The sequence below is a fragment of the Paenibacillus hexagrammi genome (assembly GCF_021513275.1).
Taxonomy (GTDB): Bacteria; Bacillota; Bacilli; order Paenibacillales; family NBRC-103111; genus Paenibacillus_E; species Paenibacillus_E hexagrammi.
Map to the genome: position 1 here is coordinate 2,993,549 of NZ_CP090978.1, position 12,200 is coordinate 3,005,748.

General features: G+C 44.6%; 14 protein-coding genes. 2 read left to right on the forward strand and 12 right to left on the reverse strand.

Translation table 11 applies throughout. The features are described from left to right. Positions 1–63: 63 nt before the first annotated feature. The 11 genes from L0M14_RS13380 to L0M14_RS13430 all read right to left on the reverse strand — a co-directional run bounded on the left by L0M14_RS13380 (position 64) and on the right by L0M14_RS13430 (position 9,309). The gene (locus L0M14_RS13380) at positions 64–1,842 is read right to left on the reverse strand and encodes a hypothetical protein (protein ID WP_235122537.1); all 1,779 of its coding nucleotides are present in this window, start codon (positions 1,840–1,842) and stop codon (positions 64–66) included. 12 nt (positions 1,843–1,854) lie between these two features. Then, on the reverse strand, positions 1,855–2,391 hold the full coding sequence (locus tag L0M14_RS13385) for a PilW family protein (protein WP_235122538.1): 537 nt from the start codon (positions 2,389–2,391) through the stop codon (positions 1,855–1,857). Further along, positions 2,375–2,923, reverse strand: a complete 549-nt coding sequence (locus L0M14_RS13390; protein ID WP_235122539.1) for a type IV pilus modification PilV family protein — start codon at positions 2,921–2,923, stop codon at positions 2,375–2,377. Before L0M14_RS13390 ends, L0M14_RS13385 begins: the two co-directional genes overlap by 17 nt. Positions 2,924–3,142: 219 nt before the next feature. Further along, positions 3,143–3,937 carry a metal-dependent hydrolase gene (locus L0M14_RS13395; RefSeq protein WP_235122540.1) on the reverse strand — a complete coding sequence of 265 codons (795 nt, stop codon included), beginning with the start codon at positions 3,935–3,937 and terminating at the stop codon, positions 3,143–3,145. A gap of 14 nt (positions 3,938–3,951) precedes the next feature. Continuing rightward, entirely contained in the window at positions 3,952–4,131 is a 180-nt protein-coding gene (locus tag L0M14_RS13400) for a metal-dependent hydrolase (protein WP_235122541.1), read from the reverse strand. Positions 4,132–4,162: 31 nt separating this feature from the next. Beyond that, the gene (locus tag L0M14_RS13405; protein WP_235122542.1) at positions 4,163–5,155 is read right to left on the reverse strand and encodes a lysophospholipid acyltransferase family protein; all 993 of its coding nucleotides are present in this window, start codon (positions 5,153–5,155) and stop codon (positions 4,163–4,165) included. A gap of 36 nt (positions 5,156–5,191) precedes the next feature. Further along, on the reverse strand, positions 5,192–5,962 hold the full coding sequence (locus L0M14_RS13410) for a GNAT family N-acetyltransferase (protein ID WP_235122543.1): 771 nt from the start codon (positions 5,960–5,962) through the stop codon (positions 5,192–5,194). Positions 5,963–6,219: 257 nt separating this feature from the next. Then, complete coding sequence (gene ltrA, locus L0M14_RS13415; protein ID WP_311198901.1) at positions 6,220–7,131, reverse strand: group II intron reverse transcriptase/maturase; 912 nt, start codon at positions 7,129–7,131, stop codon at positions 6,220–6,222. A gap of 11 nt (positions 7,132–7,142) precedes the next feature. Beyond that, positions 7,143–7,385 (reverse strand): hypothetical protein, encoded by a 243-nt coding sequence (locus L0M14_RS13420; RefSeq protein ID WP_235122544.1) that lies wholly within the window; start codon positions 7,383–7,385, stop codon positions 7,143–7,145. A gap of 888 nt (positions 7,386–8,273) precedes the next feature. Then, positions 8,274–8,963, reverse strand: a complete 690-nt coding sequence (locus L0M14_RS13425; RefSeq protein WP_235122545.1) for an LrgB family protein — start codon at positions 8,961–8,963, stop codon at positions 8,274–8,276. Further along, positions 8,953–9,309, reverse strand: a complete 357-nt coding sequence (locus L0M14_RS13430; protein WP_235122546.1) for a CidA/LrgA family protein — start codon at positions 9,307–9,309, stop codon at positions 8,953–8,955. Before L0M14_RS13430 ends, L0M14_RS13425 begins: the two co-directional genes overlap by 11 nt. Positions 9,310–9,592: 283 nt before the next feature. Here L0M14_RS13430 and tlp point away from each other — a divergent pair, with 283 nt between their 5' ends. After that, entirely contained in the window at positions 9,593–9,808 is a 216-nt protein-coding gene (tlp, locus tag L0M14_RS13435) for a small acid-soluble spore protein Tlp (protein ID WP_235122547.1), read from the forward strand. A gap of 96 nt (positions 9,809–9,904) precedes the next feature. Here the strand turns inward: tlp and rnz are convergent, their stop codons facing one another. Continuing rightward, positions 9,905–10,852, reverse strand: a complete 948-nt coding sequence (gene rnz / locus L0M14_RS13440; protein WP_235122548.1) for a ribonuclease Z — start codon at positions 10,850–10,852, stop codon at positions 9,905–9,907. A gap of 156 nt (positions 10,853–11,008) precedes the next feature. Here rnz and L0M14_RS13445 point away from each other — a divergent pair, with 156 nt between their 5' ends. Beyond that, positions 11,009–12,145, forward strand: coding sequence for a zinc-dependent alcohol dehydrogenase (locus L0M14_RS13445; protein ID WP_235122549.1), 1,137 nt, complete (start codon positions 11,009–11,011; stop codon positions 12,143–12,145). The last annotated feature ends 55 nt before the right edge of the window (positions 12,146–12,200 follow it).

Genomic DNA, 12,200 nt, shown 5'->3' on the forward strand with positions numbered 1-12,200 from the left:
TTCTGCACAAAAAAAGCAAGGCGCCTTTATAAGGAGTCCTCGCTTTTCATTCTACATAGTATTCTATTTCACCAGTACCTTCTTCCCTCTTTTAAGATTGACTCCTTTCACCCTAGGCAGCCCGGCATTTTGATTCGTAAATATATCTTTATTATAGTCAATAACAAATCGTGAACGAACATTAGATATGGTGGAAGCGGAGCCATCCTCAAAGGTAATTTCTTTTTCGCCAGTCTCACTATTTACGATCTCTTCTTGCGTATTTCCCCTAACTGCATTAATCATTAGATCTCCTTTTGCGAAAAAGCCGCCTCTGATCCAGAACACAGACCCTACACCATATAATTCTGCATTTGAATCCGTATAAAAGAAAGCATCTAGTCGAGTTATATCACCATTTACTCTATCCCCATTATATCCTGTGTCTGGAATATCTTTAAATGAATTTACTCGAGTAATTAATATCTCACCTTTTGACAAAAGGACCAGCTCTTTAATTTGATTGCTATCGAAACTTGATGGTAAGCCCACAATACTGCCATCTGTGATACTTGTACTGCCTAATACAAAAATCGTTGAATCCATCGAGACATTTCCTGTAATATTCAAATTACCAGTCACTAAAATGTTTCCTCTTATTTCAATAGGATCCGAAGCGATGTTTTCTATATTTAAATCACCATTGACAATAAACCATGTACTTCGATAGTAGTGAGTGTCAAGAATTTCCGTACGGGTATTTTTGACTGTTTCGTCATAGATGAGCTGTTTATACTCACCGCTAGCACCAATATTAAAGTTTCCGTTATAAATGTATGATTTTTGCAGGTCACTTGTATTGACTACATCACTAAATGGTGGAATATCATCATCTTCCTTATCCGGAAATTGGACATCGAAGTATCTCTCGTTCTGATCTCCACTCAAATATGCAATCAACTCAGGTATACCTTGATTGAACTTATTCTTGACTTCAGTACGAATGTTCGCAGTCCCTTCAATCGCCTCCGTCACTTTATCTATAAAGGACTCATCTATATTTAATTGCACAAAATCTTCTTCAGGTTTAAATTGAACATTCTCTTTTTCCGTTCCAAGTACCGTTGGAATCGTTGTAACACCGATGTCACTAGTGGAATTAATGTCCTTATACGCATTTTCTGTACAAACTGATTCCTCTCTGCTGTCACAGTACTTAAAGTTATCTAAAGATTGAACATATGCTTTACCATCGAGATAGGGATACCCTACGTTAACTGTGCTGTTTTTACCATCTGCACTATTGTAGATATACTCTGCTTGATTTTTGATTAATAATTTATTCCCTGCATACAAATCCCCATTCATAAAGTAAGGCGCGCCGTTAATAATTAAATTCCCTTCCGAACCCGCGGCATAATTAAGTACGTCAGGAAATGTGTTCACACTTATTTCTTGCTCTAAAGTTCGAATGACACCGTCAATATTAGCAGTTACCTTTACAACAATTACTGGAGGATTACCTGGATTAACGGTAGCTGTCGTAACTGGATTAGCATTTCCAATTGATTGGCTGACGTTATTGTTTCGAACTATAGGTAGAATTTCTGTATTTAACTTTTCCTCTAAAAGGTCAACATTGATATCATCTTCCCCGTCCAGCTCCGCTTTAATAATAGCCACTGATTCATTCAGAGCTTTTTCAGCCAAGTGCAAGGTCTGAACATCCTTTTGTTTTGTTTGACTTCTGATTGCTCCACCTAAGCTTGCACTTAATACAGCCATTCCTAATAATGTAAAAATAACTATCATAAATAAAACAAGCAGCAGCGCATAGCCTTTCTCTTCTTTCATTTTGTTCAAGCGAAGCTCCTCCTAGAAACCAAATCTACTTTCCATTTGTAACTGATGCTTTTGGCCCTGCTGGTCAATTTGTTCAAGAACCAACGTAACAGCAATGAGCCCGTCTCTGCAGCTTGTTGCATTCCCGCAATCTAGTTCAATGGAAGAGCCATCAGCTAATTCCGACTTTAAGTCCCCTATTTTTCCTGAAGACTCAACTTCTGAAGAATCCATAATGTAAAGCGCATGATTCTGTATTTTGATCTGCTTGGCAGGAAGTGTGTTACCGTCTAAAGGATCTGTACGCTCCATTTCAATTCCATTCTCATTAGCAATCGATGTTACAAGATCAGGTCCATACGTATATAACTGAGTCATGATGGAAGACATTAATATATCTGCTTCATCCCTCAATGAATTCTCCACGGTTACTTTGTTGTAAGCTTTAAATCCGAATGAAATTACACCATAGATTCCTCCAATAACAAGTGAAAGAATCGACAAAGTAGCTATTAATTCAATTAGAGAAAAACCCTGTTCTTGTTTAAGAACATTAGCGAATCTTTTCATCCAAAACATACCCTTCTACTACGGTTTGATTTCGCAAGCTATTATCAGCATTTAAGGTTTGAACGGAAACTTGAATAGGAATTAAATATTGGCTGACATTCGCATTATTTTTTTCTAAATTACTCTGATAAGTCACGGTAATATCATAGGTTCTTCCATTTACTTGTGGGTGAAGAACGTTATAGATTCCTTGAAATCGATTCAATAGTGGCACCTTGTTACCATTGGTACAGCTCAAAGATTCTGCAACCAGGTTACAATCGTTTACTGTGATGTAAGCATTTTCTCCACGATGTTCAACTTCGTTACTTGCAAAATAATCCGCTACATCGCTGAACCGCTGCTTTTCCATATAGAACAAAGCATTTCTGGCTAGGTTAACCATTACCGTTTTATTTTGATTGCTTTTATTATAAGACATTGCCTGCAAGAAGAACGCCATCATGGCCAAGCTCACCACCGACAAAATCACCGTAGCGGCCAAAACCTCAATCAGCGTAAACCCTTCTTCACCATCCAATTTCCTTCTCATTAGCCAAACCCCTATATCCATAATTTTATATAATCCTCGAAAGCATATAGTTCAATTGTACCATATTTTCGACATTCAGAGGGTTATTCCCTTTCACAAAAATGACAATCCCCCTCCCAAAGTGTGCCAATGTTCAAGGACAATACGAGCATCCACTACAAATGTAAACATAAAAAAACCGCTCCAGTCAGAGCGGATCTGCAGTATTACACAACCTACCTACACATAAGGCGGGTCCCACGCCTTTTTATTCCAACCTAGCGTGTCACTCACTACGTTCATATCACGGTCAAGCCTCACATCAACGCCGAAGGGCAGCTTATGGTTGTGCCAGAAGCGAACGTCCCTCCACTGCACTTCGTAGCCATCTTGCTTCTCCTTCCAGCACACATGGACTCGTTGGGCAAAATGCAGAAAGGATCGCACACCGTCTGTGCTCATGGTCGCTTTCACGATCGGATGCATATTCACCTGATTACCGTCTGCTTTCTCATACTCCTCTTGTACCTCTACCTTGCTTCGATGAATCATGCCGATGTAGAAACGCTCGTCTTGCTCCAGTACAAAATGCCAGCGAAACCAGTGCAAGCCTGGAATCACATGACACTGCCCTTCTCTCTGGAGCTGCCACTTGATCATTCGGATCAGCGCTTTGCGTTGAAGATAGCGGATCCCTATATATATAAAAGTTAACGCATACATCCAAGCAAACATCCATCCGGTCATATGTCCTGTAACAAGGCCGCTTATCCAAGCAATAGCCCCTATTGCGTGAACGCCAAACAAAAACGGCTCGTAAAGACAAAGCGTATCTAGATGGTTCCATTTTTTTGAAAATGGGCGGAAGCACTGAACACCATATACGTTGAAGAGATCCAAAAATACATGAAAAACAACCGCCGCCATGGTCCAAAGAAACAAGCTCACAACATGATCCCATACACCAAAGATGGCCGCAAGGGGGACACTTAGTATCACCGGCCAGACCACGAGTGCAGGCAGTGAATGCGTCACACCTCTGTGAACCCTTACGTACGTAGAAGTACCCCCTTCAATCTTGTTACGGTATCGAAGTCCGGAGCATGGGAGCCGATCAGTGTACCGGCCAGTATGGCATGGGCTAGTGCAGGCTCATGCACAATCGCAGGCTCTAAGCAAGCTAAACCGGCAAGAGTCACTCCAAACAATAAGTGGCTGCCTGTATCCATGTTGCTTCTCCCCTTTCGTTCCTCTGACCCATTAAACTGCGAGTTCAGGGACTTGTTGCTCTTGTTGCTCTTGTTGCTCTTGTTGCTCTTGTTGCTCTTGTTGCTCTTGTTGCTCTTTCGTCTCCGATTCCCAGCGCTCATCTGCGTTAAACCAATAGAACCACTCGGAAGGATGTTCCTTAATAACCTTCTCCATAAAGCCGTTAAGCAGCAGATTTGCTTCACTTTTCTGATTGCGATGAAACATCTCATAAAGATGTACTGGTTTTTCAAAGATCATTTGATGACGAAATAAGCCGGTGCGGTATCCATAAAAAGGGACGATCGGCACTTGATCCGTTAGCCCCAGCATCGCGGCGCCTTCTGGCGTTCGAGTCGTTCTGCCAAACAACTTCGATAACGGGAAGTTCGGACGCCAAAAGTCTCCGAGGATAAAGACGATACCTCCCCCAGCTAGATGACGTTTTAAAGTTCGGTACATCTCAAGCGGAGGGGTACTATCGTAGTCCAATCCATTGCAGCCCATCTGCTGAAATTTACGGTATAACGGATACAACTCCTGACTCCCTGCGGAGGCAACAGTCAAGCAATCATACCGTCTGGACAAGTACCAATAGTAATAGAAAAAATTCCCTACATGAGGTGTATACACGATGCATCCGGTATTGCGATTTGGGACAAACAATGCTTGCTCCAGATTCTCTTCGCCCTGGACATCGAACCAACCCGTTCCTTCTTTTCCCAAACGATCCGAACCGATCAAGATCTCATACATGGTTAATGCCAGATTTGCGAAATACTGCCTGCTCACGCTTTGAATGATTCCCGCATCTGAATAGGCTAACAAATCCGTCATATTTCGCTGAATCCGAGCTCGCGTGGCGTCACTTGCCATCCACCATAGCAACCTGCCCATTGTTTGGCAGAACCCGGCTTGCAGCCACCTTGGTATCCATTTGCAAAGCAATGAAACCAATCGCTTTGCATGTGAATCGGCAGTCAGTCTGCCTATGAATTCATACACACTCCTGCCTCCTTTCCCAACGAAGCCTTCAAGCCTTTATTGTTTTAAAAAGTGTTTTCTGTAGCGTTTGGTTACACGGTCTTTTTGCAAAATAATCAAATAATCAACCGTATCAAAAAGCTCATCATAGGCCGGTTCTCCACCGATCTCAGCGCCAAGCCATCCATACCCTTTCATGAGCGGCGGAAGGGATCGAAACAGCATCTTTTCATCAATAGCCGTATCCAACATCCGTAACCCATGAATCCTGTGCGTAGGCAGGGGTTGAATTCCGTATTGATCCGTGATCATTTGTTTGTGTCGAAGCAGCGTGTACATTAAGTTCAGCTCCTGCAAACTGCTAACATGGACACTGGCGCAGCCAATCAGGTTGGTATAATCTCGCTCTGCGATATATGTAGCAATCCCTTCCCACAACAGCTGAATGGCTCTGCCTCCCCGGTATGCGGGATGTACGCAGCTTCGTCCGAGCTCTAAGGTTTTTGCTTTGTAGGCTTCATATGTACGTAAATCAAATTCCGTCTCCGAGTAAAATCCAATGGACCCAAGTACTCTGTCGCCCGGCAGCAGTCTATAAGTACCAACAACCTGATCGGTGTCCAAATCCTTGACAATCAAGTGATCACAGTATGCATCGTACGAATCCGTTTCCAAGCCTTCATCATTTTTCAAAAGAGAATTTTGTTCTTCTTCCACAAAAATTTGATACCTCAGCCGCAGTGCTTGCTCCAGTTCGTTGGATCCGATTGCTAAACGTACTTGCAAATTGGAATGCTGCTGTGCCGATTGAGCCTGACCGTGAATCATGCTAGACACACCCTCTCAACAGGAATGTTATGCTAGCTACAACGGTAACAGAGCTCTATTCGGGCATCGTTTTCGTGGTTTTAAGGTTTTGTAAGCTTCTCTGTAAACACAGTAGAGTAAGACGGGGGATTACTCCCCCGGACTCCTCATCAAACCGTGCATGCGGATTTCCCGCACACGGCTTTCCTTCGTCAGTTCCCCATCTTCAGGAGTGAGTCGTCTTCACCCGTCACCGGATTGCAAATTTCACTGCTGAATTAGAAACGTGTGGTGAGTAAGTTTGTTAGAAATACCATCCCTGCTTCTTCCAATACTTTGTTTGGAATAAGCCGGTTTGAAACCGTAGACTTCTTTTTCCGCATAAAAGCTCGCACTCTCATGCGTGTCCATTCGTCTAGGCGTTGAAACTTTTTCTTTACGTTCCCAATCCCAAAATAGTTACCAAACCCGCGTGACACTTCATTTAGCTTCTTCATCATTTCGTTAAGGTTGTTACCTTGCTGCCTTCGGGTGATCTTGTGGACTTTCTCTTTGTACTTCTTCACTTTTGCGTCCGGCAAGATGAGATATTCTTTCCAGAAGTCAAATCCTAGAAAACGGAATCCTTCATCGAATTGCACCACTTTCGTTTTCTCTGGATGCATTCTCAGCTGAAGTTCCCCTTCTAAGATGGTTTTTGCCGTTTGGTATGCTTCTTCTGCTCGCTCCTTTGTTTTGCAAAGAATAACTGCATCATCTGCATATCTGACCACAGCAAACCCCTTCTCCTTCATACTCCAGTCGAAATGATTCAGATATAGATTCGCAAGTAATGGACTGATGACCCCGCCTTGTGGGGACCCGACTAACGTTTCATGGAACTGATCATCTTCCATGACTCCTGCGGTGAGCCATCCGCGAATGAGCGTCAGCACTTTACCGTCGGTTATTCGTTCACGAACCTTTTCCATCAGCAGTTCATGCGGAATTTCATCGAAAAAGGATATAATGTCGAGGTCTACCACATAGTCGTATCCGCCGCGCTTTGCTCGTCGAATCGTGTTTATTGCTTGATGCGCAGAGTATCCAGGTCGGAAGCCAAAGCTGTAGTAGTAGAAGTCTTGCTCAAAGATCGGCTCGATGATTTGACGTACAGCCTGCTGGCATACGCGATCTCGGATTGTGGGAATGCCTAACGGTCTTAACTTCCGTTTTCCTTCTCGATGAAATGTCGCCTGACAGGGTCGGGTTTGTACCGATCTTGTTGCAGTAGCCTTTGGATTTCCTTTAGGTTGATGCCTATGTTCTTCTCGAACATACCAATGCTTACCCCATCAATTCCGCCACTTCCTTGATTCTTCTTTACTGCCAGCCAGGCTTCATTCAGATTGTCCATTTGATATATTTTGTCGATCAGGGAGTAGTATCGTCGTTTCGGTTTCATTGGTGTTTCACCACCTTTACCTGCTACTCACCAAGCTGATCTTGTTCGCGCTACAGATGATCGATTCCTTACTCGTTCTACCTCATGCAACCGCGTGTTAGAAAAAAATTTTTTTTCAATCGCTCCTGTTGCCTGAGGTGTACTCAGGTCGCCAGTTTGCCTCTATCCCCAAGCGCTATCTCGCTCTCGGCGGGACGCACCCTCTTGGTCATACCCTCTCTGGTTTAAGGCGCTTACGATCTCCACTCACTTGAACTCACAGTCTTTGACGAAGCACGTTCCCTTTGCCTCTGTCTTCCCTCTTTTGAAGTGGAAGCAGGTTATGCGACTAAGAATATTTTTTTTCCCCACGCGCATACTCATCCGAGTTTTCCCCTCTAGACTGTTACCAGCTTTCATCGGCTCAGACTTATTCGCTACTACGGAACGATCCGCCATCTCGCAGTTCATCGATTTGGCTTTCCCCTTAGGGTTATACCTTGCCTACCTCACACGCGTTTGCGCAGAGGAAACTACGAGACTTCCCTCAGTTATCTGCACATTCTGTTCCATCCATCCTGACCCTAATCACGTAGATGAGCCTTGCAGGTCATATCCCTTTCGCGCTTTCCTGCAAGATATGCCTATGGCATAGATTTCCCCGTTTTTCCGGCGGGTCATCCAACATCTCCGCCACCTCTGGTTCACCGCATTCCGGGCTGGACTTTGCCTGCAGGCCCTTCGGATTCCCCCTCGCGAGAGACACCCTGCCAATCCTTCTCCTACTGGAGTTAGGACTTCTGCTTCGGCTACGGCACTTTAAAGGGTAAAGTTACCGAGTGGATTTGAACCACTTAGATTGTGCGACTGTGAGGCGCACAAAAAAACAGAACCCGTCTAGGCTCTGTTTTACCCAACCCATATGTAAACCGGAATGAATAACAACGATGTCAGAATGCCGCAAAGGGCCATCGATAGCCCGCTAAAGCTGCCTTGTACCTCCGAATCCTTTAGTACCTTAGCTGTTCCGATTCCGTGCGCCGCGGCTCCCATCGCAATGCCGATGGAGATATCATCCTTGATCCGCAGCCTGCGAAGGATTTGAGTGCCAAACATACTTCCAAATAAGCCCGTCATGGTCGTCAGCACAGCTGTTAATTCAGGTACGCCGCCGAGATGTTGGGATATCTCGATTGCGATTGGCGAGCTTACGGATTTTGGCATCATGCTAAGCACGATGGATTTGCTCCCGCCGAGTAAGCCTACTATGGCAGCACTACAAGTAATGCCCGCAATGGAACCGGCTAGAACGCTGACACCGATTCGGCGCAGGTTGCTTCGAATTAAATGTGCGTACTTATATAGAGGAACACCTAGCGCTACTGTAGCCGGACCCAACAGAATGGTCAGGAAATCCGCACCCTTTTTATAATCCTCAAATGGGATATGCAAAGTGATGAGAACAAAAATAATCAAGGCGGAACACACGAATAGCGGATGCATGAAACGCCACCTGCGCTGCAAAAGCAGTCCTGCGCCATAAGCAACCACACTTAAGGTTAAGCCACACAAAGGCTGCTGCAATAGACTAAGCTCCACGGCTCATATCCCCCTCTTCCGCTTGAAATTGGGAGGACACCCATCCTGTCACGATAATAACCGCAGTAGTCCCTCCCACAATCCCTCCAAGAATGGATAATACATTCGCTCCTATAAGCGGAAAGAATACGACAACGCCTACGACAAATGGTGTGAAAAACAGCATCATGTGCCGGGTCATCAGACTCGCAGCTTGTTCCACCCATTCTAACTTGACAATTTTCGCAAATAGTGCAGCGACAAACAAAATGAGTCCTATCACATTGCCCGGAAGCGGTATGTGTAGACTCATTTGCAGTGCGTAGCCGATAAAATTAAATAAAAGCAAAATTGCAAATCCAATCATCTGATCTCCATTCTAGCTGCGAGGATTCCCATCTTCGTTACGAGAATCTGATCGAGCATGCATAATTTCCCTCAACATAACATAAAAAATGGCCGACATAAAGATAGAAATGAGCACCTCAGCTAACATAACATCCATGACCGCACCTCACCTAGAAGGAGTTTCTACTAGTATATGTCTCCTAAGAAAGAAACTTTCACGAATGTGTGCCGCATATTCCAGCAGCAGCAGTGGAATTGTATTAGAGGCTTCACATTACAAATCGATTTGGAGGCGAAATTTCATGGCTAAACCGGACAATCGCGCAGACAACGAAGTTCACTTGCAAAATGCTATTGACAACACCATGGCTAATATTAACGAGGCTGAGGACTATCTAGACGAACACGCGGATGAAATTTCTGCAACGGACAAACAAGCGATCGAAGCTAAAAACCAACGTCGCAGACAAAGCATTCAAGGTTTTATTGAAGAAAAGAAAGACGAAGCTAATCAGTAAGATGAACCTGTATCGAGGTCTTCGATAACGATCGGCCGCGTATACAGGCACAAAAAAAGCCTCTTCCGAATCCGAATGGAAGGGGCTTTCCCATATTTATGATTTTTTTGGAATATCAAAGCTCCAGAAATCTTTGGCAATATGACTATCCGCATGGATGGCCATGGCCTCCTGTAGCAGTAAATCCGTGTCATCTCCTTGATACCGTGAACTAATATGCGTCATGATAAGTGTCTTAGCACCCATCTCTTGGGCAGTACGCGCTGCATCCACAGATGTGGCATGATCAAAGGCGTAAGCGAGCTCTTGTTTGCTCATTGCAAATGTCGCTTCGTGAACTAAGACATCTGCATGCTGAGCAAGCTGGAGTGACCCTTTGCAGTATTTGGTATCTCCAAGGATAGTTACAATACGACCAGGAATCGGAGAACCGACGAAATCAGCCCCATGAAGTGTTCTTCCATCCTCCAGCACCACGTCTTGCCCCTGCTTTAGCTTTCCGTAGATAGGCCCTGCTGGCACTTTAAGCTCCGCAAGCTTATCAAGCTGGAGTTTACCCGGCTGATCCTTTTCAATGATTCGGTAACCAAAGCATTCCACTCGATGCTCAAGACGTGCTGTTTCAACCCGAAACGTCTCGTCCTCACATATAACGCCTTCATCCGCAATCTCCACAATGTGAAGCTGATATGTCAAATGTGCATCACTTACCGATAATGCAGTTTCAATAAAACTCTTAATCCCCGGTGGCCCATACACCGTAAGCGGCGTATCTCCTCCCAGATAAGAACGGCTCGTTAACATGCCCGGTATGCCATAAATATGATCACCATGCAGGTGAGTAATAAACAATTTTTCGGTACGGCCCAGCTTAACAGGAGAATGCAGAATTTGCTGTTGGGTTCCTTCCCCGCAATCGAACAGCCAATAGAAGCCTCTCTCATCAAGCAGATTCAGGGCAATTGAGGTAACATTACGCTGCTTGGACGGCATTCCCGCACCAGTCCCTAAAAATATAACTCCACAAGCACAAGCTCCATTCATTCAATAAATTATTCCAACGAAGTACCTTTTCACAAAATCCTATAGCAATTGCAAACAGAAGTCAAACTTCTTTCAAGCTTGATGTATGCAAAAGCCGGTTCAGTAAATTCTATAGAAGTACTTACATTCCGACCATCAGGAGGATATCCTCAGACGATGAAAGCTGCTACTTATCAAGGACCGAAGAACGTTGAAGTCAAGGAAGTCAAAGACCCATCTATTGAAAAGAAAGACGATATCATCGTCAGAATTACGAGTACAGCCATTTGCGGATCCGATCTTCATCTAGTACATGGACTCATTCCTAATATGCCTACCGACTATATCATTGGACATGAGCCAATGGGGATTGTAGAGGATGTAGGACCCGAGGTTACTCGCGTTAAAAAAGGCGACCGTGTCGTGATCCCATTTAATGTGTCCTGCGGCCAATGCTTCTTCTGTCAGAATCAATTGGAAAGCCAGTGTGACAACTCAAATCCGCATGGAGAAGCCGGCGGCTATCTTGGCTATTCGGAAACCTTCGGAGGCTACGCCGGGGGACAGGCCGAACTTCTTCGAGTGCCCTACGGAAACTTTGTCCCATTTGTTGTTCCTGAGTCGTGCGAATTAGAAGATGAGAAGCTTTTATTTCTCTCCGATATTATCCCGACAGCTTACTGGGGCGTTGATTACGGCGGCGTTAAACCAGGTGATACCGTCATTGTTCTTGGTTGCGGTCCGGTCGGACTACTCGCTCAGAAGTTCGCGTGGCTTAAAGGGGCTAAAAGGGTCATTGCCGTTGATTATATCGGATATCGTCTGGAGCACGCTAAGCAAGTCAATCGGGTTGAAACTTTTAACTTTGAGGACACCGACAACCTGGGTAGCTACTTAAAAGAAATTACGCACGGGGGAGCAGATGTAGTTATAGACTGCGTCGGCCTAGATGGAAAGAAAACCTTCATAGAAAAGGTTGAAACAGCACTCATGCTGCAAGGCGGGGCGATGGGCGCGATTAACATAGCTTCACAGTGTGTACGCAAATGCGGTACGGTCATGATGATCGGTGTCTATGGATTGCGGTATAACGCCTTCCCGCTTGGAGATTTCTTCGCTCGTAATATTACGCTAAAAATGGGACAAGCCCCTGTCATACACTATATGCCGGATCTGTTCCGTATGATCAGTGAACAAAAATTTGATCCCACCGACATCATCACCCACCGCCTACCGCTAAGTCAGGCTTCACATGGTTACGAAGTGTTTGATGAGAAGAAGGATGGCTGCATCAAAGTCATATTGAAGCCTTAAACCCAAAGAAAAGCGAGACAAGATCCGCTCCCGGACACCTGTCTCGCTTTTTCCA